The organism is Streptomyces sp. CoH27 (genome assembly GCF_020181035.1).
Classification (GTDB): Bacteria; Actinomycetota; Actinomycetes; order Streptomycetales; family Streptomycetaceae; genus Streptomyces; species Streptomyces camelliae.
This window is the reverse complement of sequence record NZ_JAIQYY010000001.1, coordinates 316,677-336,645: the sequence shown is the minus strand read 5'-3', so window position 1 is coordinate 336,645 and position 19,969 is coordinate 316,677. Positions and strand designations below refer to the sequence as shown.

The window sequence follows — 19,969 nt, the reverse complement described above, 5'->3', positions numbered from 1 at the left end:
GTGCCGGGGGGCCTGGCCTGATAGGCATGTCCTGTGCGATTCGAGAAGGTTCCCATGCCCGCGGGCATCGAGGCGCGTCCCCGGGACGTTCGTGGATATCCCGTGCCGGCGATCACTCCGTGGGAGAACGACGAGCCGCAGTTCGCCCTGACCGACTACGACCGCAGCGCCGAATGCGCGCGCAAGCGGCTGTGTTCGGTGTGCAACCGGGCCATGCCGCAGGGCCCGGTGTGGCGCGTGGTGGGGGCCGCGGAGAGCGCGGCGATCGCGGAGGCACGGGCCGCCGGCCGGCCCTACCGCAACCTCGCGCCGACCCTCGAAGGACCGGGACACCGGGCCTGCATGCTCTACGCCTCGATGGTCTGCCCGTATCTGGCCCGGCCCAACGCCCGGCGCGGCATGTCGGCGGCCGAGCCGGACGAGATGACCGCTCATGTGGTGCGCGGCGCCGTCCGCGGCGCGCTGGGCGCGGTGGTGGGCTTCGCGGAGTACGAGTACGCCGTCACGAGCAGCCAGGTGCTGTTCCGGTTCCTCGATGTCGTGGAGTTCCTGCCGCACGACACCGCCGACACGCACCTGGACGCACTGCGGGCCGAGCTGGCCCGGACGGCGAAGTGACCCGCACCCCGCCGCCCGGACCCACCCGGCCCGCATGATCGGCCCCTGGGTCAGGGGCGGTACGCCGCCAGACCCACGGCCGAGGTGACCTTCGTCGGCCGGCCGGTGCCGTTCGCCGGCAGGGTCACCGTGCCGGACGGCGTGCGCACCGCGAGGGTCTTGCCGTCGGGGGACCAGGCCGGCTCGGTGTAGTCGGTGGTCGCGTGCGGCGTGAGGTCCGTGAGCCGGTCGTGGTGCATGAAGTCCTCGACGAGGACGTGGTCGTGACCGGCGACCGAGCGCACGAAGACGACCTCCTCCTCGTTCGGGGACAGCGCGGGCTGGGAGCCCTTGGTGAGCTTGCCGCCCTGCTGACGCAGGTAGTCGTCACGGATGTAGACCGCGCCGGTGTCGACATTGGCGTACACCGAAGTGCCGTAGTGCCCGGCCGCGTCGGGCCACACATTGCCGGTCTGCGGGAGCGCCCCGCCCGGACCCGGGTCGCCGAACAGGGACAGCGTCTTCGGCGTGCCGTGGACGGCCTTGGCGGAGATGAACTTCAGGCGCGACACGCCCTTGTCCCGGGCCGCGAAGATGAGGTTGTCCTTGGCGGGGATGCCGTTCTGGGTGTCCTTCGCGGTCACCTGCCAGGTCGGGTGGGACCAGTTCTGGTTGCCGGGGTTCTTGGCGACGACGACGCGGTGGCTGCCGTCCGGGTCCGCGATGTCCAGGTTTCCGGAGCCGTCGACGAAGGCGGCCTTGGTGCCGTCCGGGGACCAGGCCAGGTCCCGGACGGGCACCCCGAAGTTCACCCGGTGCCCGCCGATCAGCACGTACTTGGTGCCGTTGCTGATGGTCAGGGTGCCGTGCGAGGTGCCGGCGGCGGCCGAGGCGGCGCCGGAGGCGCCCAGCAGGGCCGTGCCGGTGACGGCCGCGGCCACGGCGATGGCGGCGGTGGTGGTGGTGCGGGTGCGGGTGCGCGTGGTCATGACTGGCAGTCCCCCAGGAGCGTGGTTCGGTGGGACCGAGCATGACCGGCTTCCGTCTTCGGAACGGTCCGCTCCGCGTCACAGGGGCGTAACACCGTTCCGTGACGGTGATTGACTACGCCGTATGGACTTCACTTCGCCCTCGACGACCCGGGAAGCACCGCCGCTCGACCCCGAACTGAGCGAGGCCCTGGCGGCGCTGGGGCCGGCGGCGAGGGAGCCCTTCACCCCCGAGAACCTCGCGGCCCGGCAGGCGCGCGACGCCACGGCCCGGCCCAGGCCGACGGCGCGGGACCTCCGGGCCGACGGCCGCTTCGAGGTGGAGGAACTGCGGGTGCCGGGCGCACCGGGCGCGCCGGACGTCACGCTCGTCAGCGCTCGGCCCGCGGGGGTCGCCGGGCCGCTGCCGCTGCTGTACTACATGCACGGCGGCGGCATGATCATGGGCAACGCCTGGTCCGTCCTGCCGAAGCTGCTCCGCGACTGGGCCCTCCCGCTGGAACTGGCCGTCATCTCGGTCGAGTACCGGCTGGCGCCGCGGACGCGCTACCCCGGTCCGCTGGAGGACTGTTACGCCGGGTTCGTCTGGGCGGCCGAGCACGCGACCGCACTGGGCATCGACGCCGGCCGTGTCATCGTCGGCGGAAAGAGCGCGGGCGGCGGACTCGCCGCCGCCCTAGCCCTGCTCGCCCGGGACCGCGGCGGCCCGGCCCCGATCGGGCAACTGCTCATCTGCCCCATGCTCGACGACCGCAACGACACCCGTTCCAGCCACCAGATGGCCGGCGTCGACGTCTGGGACCGCACCTCCAACGCGACCGCGTGGCAAGCTCTGTTGGGCGACCGGTACGGCGCCGCCGACCTGCCGCCGTACGCCGCCCCCGCCCGCGCCACGGACCTGTCACGGCTGCCTCCGGCCTATATCGAGGTCGGCGCGGCCGAGACGTTCCGGGACGAGGACGTGGCCTATGCCGACGCCCTCTGGCAGGCGGGCGGCCAGGCCGAACTGCACGTGTGGCCCGGGGCGTGCCACGGCTTCGACACCTTCGCGCCCGAAGCCGCCCTCAGCCGTGACGCCCGCGACGCCCGCACCCGCTGGCTCCGCCGGATCCTGGCGCGATCCGGGAACCGATGACCCGGCGGCGGATGTCTCCCAGGTGATCAAGTCTGAGGAGTGCACACGGTGCGGATCTACATCAGCGTGGACATGGAGGGCATCACCGGGCTCGTGGACGCCGACGACGTCCAGCCCGGCGGCCGGGACTACGAGCGCGGCCGGCGGCTGATGGCGCAGGACGTCAACGCGGCCGTCCGGGGCGCCGTGGCGGCCGGCGCCACCGACATCCTCGTCAACGACGCCCACGGCCCCATGCGTAACATCCTTCCGGAAGACCTGGACCCGGCGGTCCGCCTCGTCCGCGGCAAGCCCAAGCACATGAGCATGCTCGAAGGTCTCACGCCCGAGCACGACGCCATGGTCTGTGTCGGCTACCACTCCCGGGCCGGCGCGCTCGGGGTGCTGAGCCACAGCTTCATGGGCCACGAGATCGAGGACATCTGGCTGGACGGCCGGCCGGTGGGCGAGATCGGGCTCGCCCACGCCACCGCGGCGACCATGGGTGTGCCGACCGTGGTCCTCACCGGCGACGACAGCGCCTGCGCGGAGATGACCGCGTGGGACCCGGCGGTCACCACCGTGCCCGTGAAGTACGCCCGGGGCCGCTTCGCGGCCGAACTGCGCCCGGCCGGGGAGGTATATGCGGCCATCCAGGAGGCGGTCACGGCGGCCCTCTCCGCACCTCTGCCGGCCCCGGCCGCCCCCGCCGGCCCGGCCACGCTCACCGTCCGCTGGCAATCGGCCTCCGTGGCCTCGACCCTGCCGGGAATCCCCGGAGTCACCTCGACGGACAGCCGGACCGTCCAGGCGCGGGGCCCGCTCCCGGATCTCTACCGCCAGTTCGTCGTATGGATGCGCGTGGCCGCTTCCCTCACCGACCAGCCGCCGTACTGCTGAACCGCCGCCTCGGCCGAAACGGAACGCACCCTGCTGACACACACGGTGACGGTGCGTCAGCATGGGTGTCATGGCCGACACACCCAGCACGCCACGCCGTATCGCCGACGACCATGTCGCACAGGTCGCCGCCCTGGACCCCATGGCCTCCACCCGGCTCGGCCTGCGTCCCGAGGACGACCGGCAGCCGGATCTGTCGCCGGACGGCTTCGCGGCACTGGCCGACGTGGCCCGGCACACGCTGTCCGCGCTCGACGCGGCCGAGCGGTACGGCGAGAAGCACGGCACGGAGTTCGCGGCGACCGAGCGGAACTGCGCCCGGCTCCTGCGGGAACGGCTGACCGCCGAACTCGCCCAGCACGAGGCGGGCGACCACTTCCGCGAGCTGCGCAACGTGGGCTCACCCCTGCACCGGGTGCGGGGCATCTTCACCCTGATGCCCACCGAGACCGACGAGCACTGGGCGGCCGTCGCGGGCCGGCTGCGCAACCTGCCCGGCGCCCTGGACGGTTACCGGGCGACCCTGTCCGAGGGCATCGCCCGCGGCCTGCTGTGCGCGCCCCGCCAGGTCCACGCCGTGCGCGGCCAGCTCGCGGCCTGGACCGGGCAGGACGCCGGCGGACCGAGCTGGTTCGCGACGTTCGTGGCGAGCGCCCCGGACCGCCTCAGGACCGAACTGGACGCCGCCGCCGAGCGGGCCACGGCCGCGGTTGCCGGGTTCCGCGACTGGCTGCGCACCGCCTATCTGCCCGCCGCGGACGGTACCCCGGACGCCGTCGGCCGTGAACGCTATCTGCGCGCGGCCCGCTGGGCCACCGGCGCCGCCCTGGACCCGGCCGAGGCCTACGCCTGGGCCTGGGAAGAGTTCCACCGCACGCACGCCGAGATGCGGGCCGAGGCCGCCCGGGTCCTCCCCGGTGCCGGTGTCCGCGAGACCATGGACCACCTGAACCGGCACGGCCACGCCGTCACCGGCGAGGAGAACATCCGTGTCTGGCTCCAGCAGATCATGGACGAGGCGATCGACGCCCTCGACGGCACCCACTTCGACATCTCCGGGCCGATCCGCAGGGTCGAGACACGCATCGCGCCCCCGGCCAGCTCGGGCGCGCCCTACTACACCGGCCCCAGCCTCGACTTCAGCCGCCCCGGCCGCACCCATCTGCCCACCCTGGGCCAACAGACCTTCCCCACCTGGGAGATGGTCAGCACCTGGTACCACGAGGGCGTACCGGGGCACCACTTGCAGACCGCCCGCTGGACGTCCGAGGCCGACCGTCTCAGCACCTACCAGATCACCCTCGGCGCGGTCAGCGCCGACAAGGAGGGCTGGGCTCTGTACGCCGAGCGCCTGATGGACGAACTGGGCTTCCTCACCGACCCCGCCCGCCGCCTGGGCTACCTGGACAAGCAGATGCTCCGGATCATCCGCGTGATCGTCGACATCGGCATGCACCTGGAGCGAGCCATCCCGGCCGGCTCCGGCTTCCACCCCGGCGCACGCTGGACTCCGGACCTCGCCACCGCGTTCATGGCCGCCCGCCACGGCAGCGACACCGCCCGCCGCACCAGCGAGATCGACCGCTACCTCGGCTGGCCCGGCCAGGCCATCGGCTACAAACTCGGTGAACGCGCCTGGCTGGAGGGCCGCGCCGGCTCCCGGCGCCGCCTCGGTGCCGACTTCGACCTGCGGGCCTGGCACACGAAGGCGCTCGCCCTGGGCTCGCTCGGCCTCGCCGACCTGGCGGACACCCTCGCGGCGCTGTGAGACACGGCTCCGCCGGCGCGGGCGGGACGTGCGTACTGGCCGGCCTGCGTCCGGCGGCCGAGGGAATACTCCACCGGGTACGGGCGGAATACTCCACCGGGTACGGGCACCGACGCCCGTGCACGAGGAAGTCGGCCGATCAGGCCCGACCCGCCCGAGAGGCCCTGCGCCGGTGTGGATACCCGGCGGCGGTTCGGTCGCTGCGCTGCCGCGCGCCGCCGGGCTCTCCCGGCAGGCCGTCGCACAGGGCGTTCCGGGTACGTTCTCCTCGCCCGAGCCGTTCGCCGACATCGCCGCCGCCTGCGCCGCCGTGGCCGGGCCCGGGTGATCCGCCCTCCCCGGAGGCGGCGGAACGGTCCGCGCGGATGCGCACCGGCTGGACGGACTTCGCGGCTCACGGCGCCCCCGGCCGGCCCTCGTACGGGACCGGGTCAACTCGTGGGTGACGCCGCCGGGTTGCCCTGGTGGGTGAAGGCGGCCCAGTGGTGGAGACGGTGGAGGTCGGAGCGGGTGGCCTCGCGGCGCAGGGGGCCGTCGAGGGGGAGCGGGAGCCTGCGGCGCGGATTGATCATCCACAGCTGGGCGGCGCGCAGGGCATCGGGCGGCGCCAGCCCGCCGGCCGTGAGGTGGTGGTGGAAGACGGCCATCATCACCGCCGTAGGACCTTCGCGCACCGCCCAGCGAGAACCCACGACGTCGGCCGCGCCACCCGCGACCAGCGCGGTGGCGAGCGTCAGTGCCTCGTCGTGGTGCCGCGTACTCAGATCGGTCTCGCAGGCGCTGAGCACCACCAGCGGGCCGGCCGAGTCCGGCCGGCGGCCGGCGGCGCCGTCGATGATGCCGGCCACGGTCAGCCGTCCGGCTTCCCGGCGCGCGCCGGGCGGTTCGGCCAGCCACAGCGCGGAGTCCGTGGGCCGGGGAGCGGCGACGGCGTGGCAGGACAGATGGATCACGGACGCCGGGGACGCACCGCCGGGCAGGACGGCGAGCAGCTCCGCCGGTGTGCCCGAGGCGTCCCCCGGCTCGCCGGTGCCCACGAACTCGCCGTACCGCAGCGCGTGCGGATAGCAGGCGGCGTGCAGCGCGGCCGTCTCCACCTCGGCCCACGGCAGCGTCAGTTGCGGATCGGCGACGAGCACCTGCGGGCCGGCCGCGGGAGGCATCCGCCGGCGAGTGGCCGCGGCGAGGAACTGCGTGCCGGACGAGGCGTAGCTGAGGACGGCCTCCTGGCAGGCGTACCGGTGGCCGTGCCGGCCCAGTCCCCGGATCCGCGCGGCGTGCCACGGCACGGCACCGAGCCGGCCGCACGGCACCAGCACGATCCGCGGCGGCCGGGCGAGCGGCCACTGGGCCGCGAGCACCGGACGTACGGCCGCGAGCACCGGCCCCATCACCGCCTTCCAGGCCCACTCGCACAGCTCGTCCAGCGTGACCTGCCAGTGCCCCTCCCAGGCGGCCCGCCACGAGGAGTGCATGTCCGGGTCGGTGAGCGCCCGGGAGCGCTCCGCGGCCGCGTCGAAGTAGCGCTCCAGCGGGGCGCTGCCAGGGACCATGAGATGCGGCAGCGGGAGCACGGCGGGTTCCGCGCCGGGGCGCAGGATCAGCGCGTGGCCGGGCGCCGGGCCGTTCGGCAGGGGCATGCCGGCCACCAGGTAGACCAGCGCGTCGGTGCCGGTCGCGGCGAGGCCGGCGGTCAGTTCGGCCACCCCGGCGACGCCCGGCAACTGCCGGACCCCCGGGCGCTCTCCGGCACCCGGGCGGACGCCCAGCACGGCCAGCGCCCGACGCCTGAGTCCGCTCGGGATCGGCGCTTCACCGGGCGACGGCGGGGGGATCTCGCCGGTCTCCGGTCGCAGCGGGACGGCGGGTACCTGGGCGCGCCACTGCCGGGCGAGCTCGGGATGACCGGCGGTCTCCAACAGCTGGGGCAGGCTGCGCGAGACCGCCGCGGCCTGGAGCACCACGGCCCGCCCCTGCTCCAGATCGGCCACCGCCTCGGCCGACCGGCCGGCGCGCAGGGCGGCGAACGCGAGCCGCCGTGACAGTACGGCACCGTTGAGCGCCGCCGACAGGCCGTGGTCGGCGCCGATCTGCAGCAGCACATCGGCGGCCAGTTCGGCCAGCGCCTCGCGGGTGATCTCCACGAACGCCCGCACGTCCGCGACAGCGTGCGGGCCGCGCCGAGCGGCACGCATGATGTGGGCCTCGGCCAGCTTCATCAGGACATCGACCCGGCGTGTGCCGCCCCGCCCCTCGGCGAGCAACTCGCGGGCGCGGCTCAGCTCCACGACGGCTTCGTCCAGGACGGCCGGATCCTCCTCGCCCCGCACGACGCAGAGGAGCAGCCGCAGGCCGAGTGCGGCCCGCCGGTCGTACTCCGCCTCGTGATACACAGCCGGCTCGTCGAGCGCCCGGCGCATGTCGGCGACGGCGCGCTTCAGGGCTTCGCGCTCAGCGGCGGGGTCGGCCGCCGTGGTCGTCGCTTCCGGCACGGTGGCGGGGCCGGCGGTCGGGGCCGCCGTGGCCGCCTGCCGCCCGGTGCTCTGCCGTGCGTCGGCGAGCACCTCGTCGAGCCGGCTCAGCCGTTGGGACACCTCGCCGCGCCAGGGGCTGTCCGGCGGCAGGACGGCGTAGCGGCCCCGGAGGTCCTCCAGCAGGCGCGGGAGCGCCTCGTGGTTCCCGGTGCGTTCCGCGTGGAGCAGTTCGCCGTCCGCGGTGGAGAGGGAGAGGCTGAGGGCGAACGGCGCATCGGGCGGCAGCGAACCGTCGCGGCGCAGGGTGGCGTCCAGCCCGCGCAGGGTGGCCAGGGAGATGTCGGCGTCCTGGAAGCTGCCGCCGAACGCGGCGGCCTGCCGCAGGATCTCGGCGAGCTCCGCCCGGAGCGACACCACCCACCAGGAGTCCGGCGGACTCGCCTCCACCGCCTCCCTGAGCAGGAGGGCGGCATCCTCCAGATAGCCGGGATCGCCGGTGCGGTAGGCCAGCAGCCGGTCGTAGCCGGCCGCGCTGCGCCGCTCGCGTACGCCGAGGTGGGCGAGGAAATCCAGCAGCCGGCCGTCGAGATGGGCGGCGAGGCCCGGCTCCGGGGTGATTCCGGCCGGCCAGTCCTCCAGACGACCGCGGCTGTCGCCGTCCGGTTCCGGCACAGGCCGCTCCGCCGTGCCGAAGTCGACCGAACCCGGCTCCATGGTCTCGGCGTTGACCAGCAGATAGGCGTGGAGCCGGGCGACACGGGCCCGTTCGGGTGCGTCCGGCGGCAGCGCGCGCAGCTCCCGCAGGACCAGATCGGCGGCGCGCCGGACACCGGCGACACCGGCCGCGCTGCCGACGCCGGCCTTGTCCAGCAGCGGCCCGGCCTCCGGGTCCAGCTCCAGCGTCTCGTGCGCGCAGCCGGTGTTCCGCGCACCGTTTCGTGTGTGCAACTGGGCGTTCAGCCAGACCAGCGTCCGGGTGAACCGCGCCGTACTGCGGGAAGGGGCGAGGGCGACCAGGCCGCGTACGGCGTCGAGCAGGGCGTTGTCGGCGGGGTCGGGGCCGGGGGCGGGGGTGCGCGCGGAGGTATGCGGGACGCCGGCGTGCCCGACCGCGGCGTCAGGGGTGGTGGCGTGCGTGATGGCGGCGTCAGGGTCGGTGGCGCAAGGCTTGGTGACGTGCGGCTCGTTGGCGTATGCGACGGTGGCATCCGGGATGGGGGCGTCCGGATCGGTGGCGGGTGGGAACGTCTGCCCGGCCGGGCCCTCGGCGGCCGCGGGGCGGCGCTTCTCCTCCGTGGTCCTGGCGGAGCCGGCGGTCGGGGAAGTGGCGTCGGCGGAGGCGCTGTGGGCAGGCGTGGCGTCGGTGGAAGCGGAGCCGGACGAGTCGGTGCCGGGCGCCTCGGCATCGGCCGAACGGGCGTCGGCCGCATCGATGGCGGAGGGACCCGGGCCGGGGGTCAGCATCCGCTCGATGGTCGCCTTGACTCGCGCCGTCCGCGCCTGGAACTCCGCGTCGAGCGGTGCCGCGGCGGCGAGCCGGTCGACCACCTGCCCGGCCTCGGTCAGGTCCCGGCGCAACGACTCGGTCAGCACGCGTTCGTCCGCGGCGGCGAGCAGCGCGTCGAGCAGGGCGGTGCGCGAGCCGTCGCCGCGGGGCAGGGCCCAGGGCGCGAGCAGGAAGACCAGCATCATGCGGGCCTGGACCACGAGCAGGTTGCCCGGCGGCCCGTTGCGGTCGGTCCAGCGCAGCCGCCGTAACGCCTCCGTCCGGTCCGTGGAATCCGCCGGCACATTGCCGCCGCCGCTCAGCCAGCGCGCGCCAAATAGGATCCCCAGGTGCACGAAGACGACGGCGAAGTCAGCCCCGCGCTGCGCCAAGTCGGCCTCCACGCCGACCAGTTGGCCGATCACCGGCCCGAACGCATCGGCCGGTGGCCAGCCTTCCGACGCTTCCAGCAGCCGTTCGGCTTCACGGAGGGCGTCGTCCGCCCGCGCCTGGACCTCCGCCAACCCGGCGGCATCTTCCGGCTGTTCCTCGCTGACCATCGGTTCCCCCGCTGTCGGCCCCTGCCCCCATACATTCCACGACGGCCGGGCCCTGATTCCGGGCGCCGGTCACTCGATCGCCCGGACGACACCTGACCGCCCAGCCGGTGCATCACCCGGTCCGAGCCCGCCGACTCGGCAACTCCAGGGGCAGCTCGGTCCATTGCGGAAACCGTGTGGCCACGAGGCGGCGCACCGGCATCGTGTCGAGCACGGGCTCGGGCGCTGCTCCGATCGCCCTGCCGCGCCATGTACGGCTCCCTGCCCGGCCCGGGCCACTCGATGGGGGTCCGTCGGGGGCGCGGCGCGGGAGAGTCGTCGTATTCGATGACACATGCGTCGACGGAACCGGCACCTGACCGGGGCTGGCTAGCCTGGGACCCGTGATGACCATCTCATCGATCCTCGGGCAGTTCGACCTGTGCGCGGACAAGGCGGAGTTCCCCGACCTGGACAACGGCTACTACTACCCGGTCGACGGGCGGATCCACCTGTTCGGTGATGCCACGCGCTGGGCCATGGTCGCCGAGCTGCTCGGATACAGCCCGCGGGGTGGCAACCTCCTCGACATCGTGCACCGCTTCGGCAACTGCCTGACGCGCGGCGAGCCGGGATTCGGGGACTTCCTGGCCCGCGTGGACAACATGGCGGAGGTCGATCCCGACGGCGCCGAGGTCTACGGGGCGACGGCACCGGTCGTCGTACGGGGGACCGGTCTGGCGGTCGACGCCGCCGCAGGCACCCCGTTGCAGGACGTGTTCCGGCAGCTGGTCCCGGAGCACCGGGAACTGCTGCTGGCCGACGAGACGGAGCTGCGGGCCGGCCTGCCCGGCGATGTGCCGGTGCTGTTGCGGATCGACGAGTGGAACCAGCCGGAAGACCTCTGGGACGTCGTGCCCAGTGCCCATGAGACGTTCCAGCTGATCGCCGAGGTGCTGGACTCCGGGGATCCGGCCCGCTACCGGCCGACCCTGCCCGCGAACACCCACTGGTCCCACTGGCCCGAGGCCGGCACGCTGTAGTTCCGCCGGGGCCGACCGGAGCGGCCGCTCCCGGCCGGCGGGAAACCCAGGTCGCCAAGGTGCCGCCGGGCCGGCATGCCGGGTGATGACCGGACCCCCACCCCCGGATCCACCGGCCTGGACGGGAAGGTGTGAGTACCGAGAGCGACGTCCTACTTCGTGCCCCGGCCACGACGCCTTCAACTCCTCGTCACCTGGGCAGCCGTCCACGACGAACACCGCCCCGTCGTCCGGACCGGCCACTGAGGCCTCCGCCAGGAGCGGGCCCGCGTCTCGGGGTGCACGGGGGCCGGGCTACCGGAGTGGGCGCGGCATTGAGAAGATCGTCCGTGACCTGCGGGCGCACCGCATGCTGGACGGAACCGGAGAGATCATGCACGTCAACGCGGCCCTTGGCTTGACAGAGGTGTTCGGATGACCGGCACCGAGGGAACCGGCCTGCCGCACGCCGACGACGCACCCGTCCTGTTCCACACCGCCGGACGGGCCGCCCACATCACCCTCAACCGGCCGAAAGCCCTCAACGCGCTCAACCATGAGATGGTGCGCCGCATCGACGCGGCCCTCACCGCGTGGGAGCATGATCCCGATGTGGAGACCGTGGTTCTTTCCGGCGCCGGGGAGCGCGGCCTGTGCGCGGGCGGTGACATCCGAGCCGTCCACGACGACGCCCGCGACGGCGACGGCACCGCGTCCGCGGCGTTCTGGCGCGACGAGTACCACCTCAACGCCCGTATCGCCGGCTACCCCAAGCCGTACGTCGCCCTCATGGACGGCATCGTGATGGGCGGCGGGGTCGGTCTCTCCGCGCACGGCGGTGTCCGGATCGTCACCGAACGGTCGCGGGTGGCGATGCCGGAGACCGGCATCGGCTTCGTCCCCGACGTCGGCGGCACCTTTCTGCTCGGCCGGGCACCCGGCGAGCTGGGCACCCATCTCGCACTGACCGGCGCGCAGACCGGCGCCGGCGACGCCCTGCTGTGCGGGCTCGCCGACCACTACATCCCGTCCGCCGCACTCCGGGACTTCGTGGCCGCCCTCGCCGTACAGCCCGTGCACGACGCCGTCGCGCACCATGTGCAGCAGCCGCCGCCGGGGGAGTTGACCGAGCAGCGGGAATGGATCGACGCCTGCTACAGCGCCGGTACGGTCGAGGAGATCGTCCAGCGGCTCCTCGACCACGGTGACCCGGGAGCCAAGGAGGCGGCCGAGACGCTGCTCGCCAAGTCGCCGACCGCCCTGAAGGTCACCCTCGCCGCGATGCGCCGCGCCCGCCGCCTCGGCTCGCTGGAGCGGGTGCTCGACCAGGAGTACCGCGTCTCCTGCGCCGCGCTCGGCACCCCCGACCTGGTGGAGGGCATCCGCGCCCAGGTCATCGACAAGGACCGCCGTCCCCGCTGGTCCCCGGCGACCCTCACAGAGGTCACCGACACCGACGTGGACCGCTTCTTCGCCCCGCTCGGAGCGCGCGAACTGGGACTCGCCGGGCGCGAGAGGAAGATCACGTAGAGCGGGCGCGGTAGCACCGGCGGGCCCCGGAGGCCGTGTCCGCAGCACAACAGCCGCCACTGGCACGCCAGTTGGGGCACAGCCTCGCCCACCGGGCGCCATCCGGAACGGGGGCCACGGTCGGCTTCCGTTCCCCTAGCGTTCAACCGGCCACCCCTGTCACCGTTGTGTGCCCTCCTTAACCTCCTTGAGGCTTGTGAAGGAAGGGGCACATGGACACACTCCTTGCGGTCCGGGCGCGCGGTATCACCAAGTGTTTCGGTGAGGTCGTCGCGCTCGACGGCATCGACCTGGATGTGGCGCAGGGTCAGATCCACGGCCTGGTCGGACCGAACGGCGCGGGCAAGACAACGTTGCTCGGGCTGCTGCTCGGCCTGGCCGTCGCCGACGGCGGGAGCCTGGAGATCCTCGGCACGCCGGTCGGGCGGACGTACGCCACACCCGACGGTGTCGCCGGATTCGTGGACGGCCCGGGTCTCTATCCGTCGCTCACCGCCCGGCAGAATCTCGCCGCGCTGGCCGCGTTGCGCGGCCATGACGCGCGGGCGGCCGGCGTCGACGACGTGCTGGACCAGGTCGGGCTCACCGATGTCGCCGACGACAAGGCCCGCGGCTTCTCCCTGGGCATGCGTCAACGGCTCGGACTCGCCGCCGCCCTGCTCACCAAGCCCCGGCTGCTCGTGCTGGACGAGCCGGCCAACGGTCTCGACCCGGCCGGCAAGAGACATGTGCACGGGGTGCTCACCCGGCTCGCGGAGCAGGGAACCGGCGTCGTGCTCTCCAGCCATCGCATGGACGACCTGGAGGCGCTGTGCTCCGAGGTCACCATCATCGCCACCGGACGGGTGGTCTTCTCCGGTCCGCTGAGCAAACTGGCCGCCGAGCACCGCGAACTCGACTACCGGCTCGTCACCTCCGACCCGCCGGCCGCCCGCGCACTCGCCGCCGACGCGCCCGGGATCCGCTTGGTCGACGGCGTCGGCGCACGCCAGGGCAGCGAGCCGGTCGTCGTGCGCGGGCTCGTGCCCGACCTGGACGAACTCGTGACCCGGCTGGTGCGGGCCGGCATCGCACTGCGTGAACTCGCCCCCGTGGTCTCCCCGCTCGAAGCCGCGTTCCTCGCCCTGACCGAGCAGCAGGAAGCCGGCGCCGACCGGCAGCGGACCGACGCCGTACCAGCCGTACGACAGGACCACGACAGCGCGCGGCAGGAGGCCGACACGTGACCGCGACCGCCGTTGCTCCCACCCCCGTCGCCGGCGCCGGCCGCGTCTCCGTGGCCCGTGGCTACCGCTTCGAACTGGTCAAACTCGTCTCACAGTGGCGGATCCGGCTGCTGGTCCTCGCCTGCTGGATCGCGCCGGCGCTCTTCGTCGCCGGGGTGAGCCAGCAGAGCACACTGCCCTCCGACACCCTCTTCGGCCGCTGGATGCTGGCCACCGGCTGGGCCGGACCTCTGGTGATCCTCGGGTTCTCGGGCACATGGGCGCTTCCGTTGCTGACCTCCGTGGCCGCCGGTGACGTGTTCGCCGCCGAGGACCGGCTCGGCACCTGGCGGCATCTCCTCGTCGCCGTCCGCTCGCCCCGTCGGATCTTCGTGGCCAAGGCACTGGCGAGTCTCACCGTCATCCTGCTGCTTGTGCTCGGACTGGCCGCTTCGAGCACGATCGGCGGGCTGCTGGCCGTCGGCAGCCATCCGCTGGTCGGCCTCGACGGCCATCTGCTCTCCCCGGGTGACGCGGCCGGCAAGGTCCTGCTCGCCTGGCTCAGCGTGCTCGCCCCGACCCTGGCCCTCGCCGGGATCGGTCTCCTCGGGTCCGTCGCACTCGGGCGCTCTCCGATGGGGCTGCTGCTGCCCGTGGTCGTCGCGCTCGCGATGCAGCTCGCCCAGATGCTGCCGCTGCCCGTCACCGTCCGGCTCGCCCTGCCCAGTTGGGCCTTCATCGCCTGGAACGGCCTGTTCACCAGCCCGGCACAGCTCGGTCCGCTCGTCATCGGCATCGTGGTCAGCCTGGCGTGGGCCGTGACGGCGACGACGCTCGCGTATCTGCTGTTCCTGCGCCGCGACTTCACCAACCCGACCGACGACGGTTCGGGGCGCCGCGCGGTCACCGCCGGACTGCTGCCGCTCGCGGGGCTGACCGGCGTCACGGTCGCGGTCGTCTTCGCGGTGACCGGGGCGGGCACGGGCTCCGGGATCCAGCAGGACAAGGTGCAGCGCTCGCTCGCGACGGCGTTCGCCCACCTCTACCGGATGCAGACCGCACAGCTCAACCGGCCCGCCGTCACCGAGGCGCAGCTGAGGTCCACGGCCGCCTGCACCAAGGGCGACGTCGCGGACGACGCGCAGGGAGCGGGCAACGACTGGCGCTGCGTCGTCTCCTGGCACCTGCCCGGCACCCAGGCCACGGGACAGGCCGTCTACCAGCTCGACATCACCGCTGACGGGCGGTTCGTGGCCGACGGCGACGGACCGAAGGAAGTCAACGGCTACTTCTTGGTGCGCACCGGTACCGGCGACGCACCGAACCCGCTCTGGCAGTTCGACGGCCATGTCGACCTGCTCACCACCTCCCCGAAGGGATGACGTCATGCAGATAACGCGCCGCCGTCGACAGGTCGAGAAGGAGTACGTCGACCTGCTGGGCAGACGCGTCGGCCGCCGGGCAGCGCTGCTCACGGCCTGCATCACCACGGTCGCCCTGGCCACCGGCACCGCGGTCGCCTCGACCCACCAGTTCGGCACCGACCAGGTCGGCCAGGTCACCGACAAGGGCCAGGTCATCGCCAGCGACCAGTACATCAACCCGTACGGCAGCCGCCTCGTCATCAACGACGGCAAGATCATGTCGTCCACGGTCAGCCCGGACGGCGGCCACCTCGCGGCCGCGGTCGCCGACGGTGACGCCGCACTGGTCATCGTGGACCTGAAGACCGGGCAGGTGAAGCAGAAGGTCGGCACCAACGCGGCGGACGACCTGCGCATCAAGAGCGGCTCCGTCGGCCAGGAAGGCCCGACGTACTCGCCCGACGGCACGCAGCTGTGGCTGGGCCAGACCGACGGCTACACCAAGTTCACCGTGAACGCCGACGGCACCCTCGCCAACCCCACGACCGTCTCCATCCCGGCCGACGGCACCAAGCACGCCCTGGCGAGCGCGGCCGTGTTCTCCGCCGACGGCTCCACCGTGTACTCCGCGGTCAACGGCCAGAACCGGGTCGTCGCCATCGACGCGGCGACCGGTGCCGTCAAGCAGAGCTGGTCCGTGGGCAACGCCCCGCGCGGCATGGTCCAGGTCGGCGACAAGCTCTACGTCAGCAACGAGGGCGGCCGTCCGGCGAAGGCCGGCGACACCACGATCAACTCCTACGGCACCCAGGTGCCGGCCAACCCGAAGACCGGTGCCGCCACCACCGGTACGGTCAGCGTGATCGACCTGAAGAACCCGTCCGCCGCCGTCGGCAGCATCGACGTCGGTCTGCACCCGACCGCCGTGTACGCCAAGAACGGCGCGGTGTTCGTCACCAACACGGCGGACAACAACGTGTCGGTCATCAACACCAAGAACGACAAGGTCGTCCAGACCATCTCCACCCAGCCCTGGCCGGAGGCCTCGGTCGGCTACGAGCCGAACGCGGTGACCCTCACCGACGACGGCCACCTGCTGGTGACGCTCGGCCGTGCCAACGCGGTCGCCGTCTACCGCTACACCTCCGCGCAGGAGCCCGTCTCCTACGTCGGCCTGCTCCCGACGGACTACTTCCCGGCGGAGATCACCACCGTGGGCAAGACCGTCGTCGTCTCCAACACCCGCGGCATCGACGCCCGCCGCCCTGACAGCGCCGGCCACAACACCCACGACACCACGTCGAGCCTGACGCAGTTCGCGCTGCCCAGCGACCGGGTCATCAGGTCCGAGACCCGCAAGGTCTTCCAGCAGAACGGCTGGACGGCGGGCGCGGTCCGGCTGGCGACCAGGAACAGCAAGGCCCGGCCCGTGCCGGTCCCGACGCGGCTCGGCGACCCCTCGACGATCAAGCACGTCTTCCTGATCGTCAAGGAGAACCGGACCTACGACCAGGTCTACGGCGACATCCCGAAGGGCAACGGCGACCCGTCGCTGACCCAGTTCGGCGAGAACGTGACGCCCAACCAGCACGCGCTGGCCGAGCAGTTCGGGCTCTACGACAACACCTACGACATCGGCACCAACTCGGCCGAGGGCCACAACTGGCTGATGCAGGCCGACAACCCCGAGTACACCGAGTCCTCCGCCGGTGAGTACCAGCGCAGCTACGACACCGAGGACGACGCCCTCGGCCACCAGAAGACCGGCTTCCTGTGGTCCGGCGCCCAGGCGGCCGGCAAGTCCGTGCGGGACTTCGGCGAGTTCCAGCAATTCCTGACCAAGCCGGCCGGCGCGACCTGGCAGAACCTGTACTGCGACGCCAAGAACATGGCCGCGACCGGGCAGGGCACCGCCTATCCGCTGAACTCCTCCTCGCCGATCCCGTCGCTCAACAGCGTGTCGGTGCCCGGCTTCCCGAAGTTCGACACCAGCGTCCCGGACGTCTACCGGGAGCAGATCTGGAAGCAGGACTTCGAGAAGAACGGTCCGGCCAACCTGAACATGTTCTGGCTCTCCAGCGACCACACCGGTGGCCCGGCGAGCCCCGCCGCCCAGGTCGCGGACAACGACCTCGCGACCGGCAAGATCGTCGACGAGATCTCGCACAGCAAGTACTGGAAGGACTCGGCGATCTTCGTCGTCGAGGACGACTCCCAGGCCGGCCTCGACCACGTCGACGGCCACCGCGCGCCGATCCAGATCATCAGCCCGTGGGCCCAGCACGACACGGTCGACAGCCACTACTACTCGCAGATCACCATGATCCGCACCATCGAGCAGATCCTCGGGATCCGCCCGATGAACCAGAAGGACACCGCGGCCACCCCGATGCGCGGCGCCTTCACCAGCCACCCGGACTACACGCCGTTCACGGCGCTCCCCAACCGGACCTCGCTGACCGACGGCCTGAGCACCCCGCCGTCCTGCGGTGTGGACACCCCGGCCACGCAGAACACCAAGGCGGCTCTCGTCCCGGCGACGAAGGTCCCGGCGGACAAGAAGTCGCTCGTGGCCCAGTGGAACACCTGGAAGTCGCAGCAGCGGCTGACCGGTCCGAACGCCGTGCCCGACTACGCGAACCCCGCGCAGATGAACCACCTCACGTGGTACGAGACCCACAACTGGACCAAGCCGTACCCCGGTGAGAACAGGATCTACGCGCCGAACGACGTGCCCGGCGCCTACATCCCGTCCGCGGAGAACGACGGCTGACCCAGGCCGATCCGGCACACCGGCCCCCGACCGGCAGCAGCGCCGGCCGGGGGCCGCTGTGCTTTCGGACGGCGGCGCCACCGGCGCGGGTTCAGGGAAGGGTGAGCGGTTGCGTCTTGTCCTCGGGGTCGACGGCCGGCTTGTCGGGATGTACCGCGACCAGGCGGGAGCCCTGGGCGTACCGGCTGTCCCGCCCGTAGAACCGGTAGCCCGCCCGCAGCAGTTGGAGGATCTCGTGGCCCAGCATCGCCTGCGGTCCTCCCTCGTCGGCGGTCTTGCCGGTGTCCCACAGGGCGCTGTTCCCCTGCTTCTCGACCTCGTCCCAGAAGTTGTTCGCGTCAAGTGCTCCGCTGATCAGCATGGTTTCGAGCCGGGGCCCCAGATCGGTCAGGATCTTGAAGACCGCGCGTTCCTCGATACCGCCGTCCATGAAGGCGTAGTTGACGGGTACGGACCACTTTCCGGTGTTCAGCCTCCTGCCCAGCCGCGCGCTCAGCGGCAGCCGGTCGCCGCCCTCCGCCTTGAGTTTCTGCCGGTCCGCCCAGCGCAAAGTGTCGCCGGTGCGGCCGAGGACGAGCTTGTTCTTCGCGTCGCGGCTCGCCGTCCGCGTGTCCGCCATCGTCTGCGCCGCGGTGTCCGTCAGATCGCTGCGGATGCGCGCCGCGAGGGCGGTGCGGAGCTCACCCTTGCTGCGCCCGTCGGGCTCGCCCAGATAGAAATCGAGGGTCTCGATCATGTCGGCGACATCGGCATTCCTCGTGATCCACTTGTAGTCCCCCGCACTCCAGGTGCCGTAGTGCGTGAGGTAGTCGTCCAGACCGTCCTGGAGTTGGGCGAAAATCCGCTGGACCTCGTCGTCGATCTTGTCCGGGTGCTCGACGCGCTGAATGCCGGCCGGCTGTCCGGGGACGGCCGTCGCCCGCGCCGGGTGCGGTCCGGTGAGCGCGTGCCCCGCCGACGCGGGGGCACTCAGCACCCGCCGTGCGGTGGCCTCGGCCTCGCGCTCGAAGCGGTCCGCCGGGTCACTGACCCGAAGCCCGTCGCCCCGGTCGGTCCCGGCCACGGGCCCCGAGCGTTGCTGCAGGACGTGGGTCAGTTCATGGGCGAGCGTGTGCCGGTCGAGGCCGGCGGCACCGGCGACGATGTGGCTCCCGGAGGTGTAGGCGGCCGCGCCGACCTCGGCGGCGGAGGCCTGGGCGGCCGCGTCGGTGTGGATGCGCACATCGGAGAAGTCGGCGCCGAAGCGCGCCTCCATCTCGGCGCGGTCCCGCACACCGAGCGGCCGTCCGCTGCCGCGCAGGACGTCGTGCACGGCGGAGCGCTGCACCGCGTACTGCTCCTGGTCCTCACCGGGGCCGTGCCGGTGCCGGCCGTGCGCCCCGGACCGGCGCACCATCTGGACGACGGCCGCGTTCCCGGCCGAGCGCTGCAGGGCGAGCAGGGCCTCGGCGGGCACGACCGCCCGCCCCAGGGCCTTCCGGGTCGTCGCGGCGCTGGTGCGGTTCGCTGCGCGGCTGCTCGTGCGGTCGTACAAGGCGGTTGCTCCCCGGCGCCGGTGTACCTGCCCTCCCGGTATACCGGAGCGGCGTGACGTACGGCCATGTACCGGCGGGCAGAGTGCGGGGACCGCCGGGCGGTTCCGTGGCACGAACGGCCGGTGGCCGCTGCCCTCGCGGGCCGGAGTCCGTCCCACCGGCCTCAGCCGCTGAGGGCGGCCCGGATCGCCTCGGCCTTCTCCGCGCTGAACACCCCGCTGTCGAGGAGGGAGAGGACGGACAGCACACCGCCGCGCGAGCCCCAGCTGCCCTTCTCGATCACCCGGAAGGTGACCCACCAGGCCGGCGACGGCTCCGGCAGACCGCACGCCTCGGCCAGCGCGGCCAGCACGCGCTCGATGACCTCGGCCCGGACCTCCCCCGGCCAGTCGCCGTCCATCACCGTCACATCGATCACCATGACGTCGGCTCCCGGACCGGCATCCGCCAGCAGCCGGCCGCCGATGGCCATCATGTCCGGCTCGCGCTCCGCGAAGTGCACCTGGAAGCCGGCCCGCGCGGCAGGCGCGAACCGGCCGACCTCGGGGACCAGCACCGCGTCCGTCAGGGTCTCGGCCAGCACGCGACGCTGCTCGCGATTCAGACGCCCCTTCGAGGTGGTGACGGTGATGACGGTCATGGACTGCCTCCTATAACGCTCGTTATAGCCGGA

14 protein-coding genes are annotated in these 19,969 nt (G+C 72.7%); 10 read left to right on the top strand and 4 right to left on the bottom strand.

Annotation, left to right across the window (positions count from 1 at the left end; all coding sequences use genetic code 11):
• Positions 1-102: 102 nt before the first annotated feature.
• Positions 103-618 carry a hypothetical protein gene (locus LE548_RS01590; RefSeq protein WP_225094743.1) on the top strand — a complete coding sequence of 172 codons (516 nt, stop codon included), beginning with the start codon at positions 103-105 and terminating at the stop codon, positions 616-618.
• A 50-nt stretch (positions 619-668) separates the two neighbouring features.
• On the opposite strand, the gene LE548_RS01585 is transcribed toward LE548_RS01590, so the two are convergent.
• Entirely contained in the window at positions 669-1,586 is a 918-nt protein-coding gene (locus tag LE548_RS01585; RefSeq protein ID WP_225094742.1) for a hypothetical protein, read from the bottom strand.
• A gap of 124 nt (positions 1,587-1,710) precedes the next feature.
• Between LE548_RS01585 and LE548_RS01580 the strand changes: the two genes are divergently transcribed.
• The 4 genes from LE548_RS01580 (at position 1,711) to LE548_RS01565 (ending at position 5,696) form a co-directional block, all read left to right on the top strand.
• Positions 1,711-2,721, top strand: a complete 1,011-nt coding sequence (locus tag LE548_RS01580; RefSeq protein ID WP_225094741.1) for an alpha/beta hydrolase — start codon at positions 1,711-1,713, stop codon at positions 2,719-2,721.
• Positions 2,722-2,769: 48 nt separating this feature from the next.
• The gene (locus LE548_RS01575; RefSeq protein WP_225094740.1) at positions 2,770-3,600 is read left to right on the top strand and encodes a M55 family metallopeptidase; all 831 of its coding nucleotides are present in this window, start codon (positions 2,770-2,772) and stop codon (positions 3,598-3,600) included.
• A gap of 70 nt (positions 3,601-3,670) precedes the next feature.
• Complete coding sequence (locus LE548_RS01570; RefSeq protein WP_225094739.1) at positions 3,671-5,368, top strand: DUF885 domain-containing protein; 1,698 nt, start codon at positions 3,671-3,673, stop codon at positions 5,366-5,368.
• A 172-nt stretch (positions 5,369-5,540) separates the two neighbouring features.
• Positions 5,541-5,696 carry a hypothetical protein gene (locus LE548_RS01565; RefSeq protein WP_225094738.1) on the top strand — a complete coding sequence of 52 codons (156 nt, stop codon included), beginning with the start codon at positions 5,541-5,543 and terminating at the stop codon, positions 5,694-5,696.
• A 103-nt stretch (positions 5,697-5,799) separates the two neighbouring features.
• Here the strand turns inward: LE548_RS01565 and LE548_RS01560 are convergent, their stop codons facing one another.
• The gene (locus LE548_RS01560; RefSeq protein ID WP_225094737.1) at positions 5,800-9,888 is read right to left on the bottom strand and encodes a CHAT domain-containing protein; all 4,089 of its coding nucleotides are present in this window, start codon (positions 9,886-9,888) and stop codon (positions 5,800-5,802) included.
• Between the two features lie 386 nt (positions 9,889-10,274).
• Here LE548_RS01560 and LE548_RS01555 point away from each other — a divergent pair, with 386 nt between their 5' ends.
• The 5 genes from LE548_RS01555 (at position 10,275) to LE548_RS01530 (ending at position 17,761) form a co-directional block, all read left to right on the top strand.
• Positions 10,275-10,910 carry a hypothetical protein gene (locus LE548_RS01555; RefSeq protein WP_225094736.1) on the top strand — a complete coding sequence of 212 codons (636 nt, stop codon included), beginning with the start codon at positions 10,275-10,277 and terminating at the stop codon, positions 10,908-10,910.
• A gap of 414 nt (positions 10,911-11,324) precedes the next feature.
• Positions 11,325-12,419, top strand: a complete 1,095-nt coding sequence (locus LE548_RS01545) for an enoyl-CoA hydratase/isomerase family protein (RefSeq protein WP_225094735.1) — start codon at positions 11,325-11,327, stop codon at positions 12,417-12,419.
• 212 nt (positions 12,420-12,631) lie between these two features.
• On the top strand, positions 12,632-13,645 hold the full coding sequence (locus LE548_RS01540; RefSeq protein WP_225094734.1) for an ABC transporter ATP-binding protein: 1,014 nt from the start codon (positions 12,632-12,634) through the stop codon (positions 13,643-13,645).
• Positions 13,642-15,006 (top strand): ABC transporter permease, encoded by a 1,365-nt coding sequence (locus LE548_RS01535; protein WP_225094733.1) that lies wholly within the window; start codon positions 13,642-13,644, stop codon positions 15,004-15,006. Before LE548_RS01540 ends, LE548_RS01535 begins: the two co-directional genes overlap by 4 nt.
• 4 nt (positions 15,007-15,010) lie before the next feature.
• On the top strand, positions 15,011-17,761 hold the full coding sequence (locus LE548_RS01530; RefSeq protein WP_225094732.1) for an alkaline phosphatase family protein: 2,751 nt from the start codon (positions 15,011-15,013) through the stop codon (positions 17,759-17,761).
• Between the two features lie 91 nt (positions 17,762-17,852).
• Here the strand turns inward: LE548_RS01530 and LE548_RS01525 are convergent, their stop codons facing one another.
• Both LE548_RS01525 and LE548_RS01520 read right to left on the bottom strand, forming a co-directional pair.
• On the bottom strand, positions 17,853-19,295 hold the full coding sequence (locus LE548_RS01525; protein ID WP_225094731.1) for a DUF4157 domain-containing protein: 1,443 nt from the start codon (positions 19,293-19,295) through the stop codon (positions 17,853-17,855).
• 164 nt (positions 19,296-19,459) lie between these two features.
• Positions 19,460-19,969 (bottom strand): hypothetical protein (locus tag LE548_RS01520; RefSeq protein ID WP_308029667.1); only part of this gene is annotated, 510 nt, incomplete at its 5' end.

What these genes read in the sequence shown, in the direction of transcription:
- LE548_RS01585 (WP_225094742.1), bottom strand. Translation starts at nt 1,586, where the DNA reads ATGACCACGCGCACCCGCACCCGCACCACCACCACCGCCGCCATCGCC.
- LE548_RS01580 (WP_225094741.1), top strand. Translation starts at nt 1,711, where the DNA reads ATGGACTTCACTTCGCCCTCGACGACCCGGGAAGCACCGCCGCTCGAC.
- LE548_RS01570 (WP_225094739.1), top strand. Translation starts at nt 3,671, where the DNA reads ATGGCCGACACACCCAGCACGCCACGCCGTATCGCCGACGACCATGTC.
- LE548_RS01560 (WP_225094737.1), bottom strand. Translation starts at nt 9,888, where the DNA reads ATGGTCAGCGAGGAACAGCCGGAAGATGCCGCCGGGTTGGCGGAGGTC.
- LE548_RS01555 (WP_225094736.1), top strand. Translation starts at nt 10,275, where the DNA reads ATGACCATCTCATCGATCCTCGGGCAGTTCGACCTGTGCGCGGACAAG.
- LE548_RS01545 (WP_225094735.1), top strand. Translation starts at nt 11,325, where the DNA reads ATGACCGGCACCGAGGGAACCGGCCTGCCGCACGCCGACGACGCACCC.
- LE548_RS01540 (WP_225094734.1), top strand. Translation starts at nt 12,632, where the DNA reads ATGGACACACTCCTTGCGGTCCGGGCGCGCGGTATCACCAAGTGTTTC.
- LE548_RS01530 (WP_225094732.1), top strand. Translation starts at nt 15,011, where the DNA reads ATGCAGATAACGCGCCGCCGTCGACAGGTCGAGAAGGAGTACGTCGAC.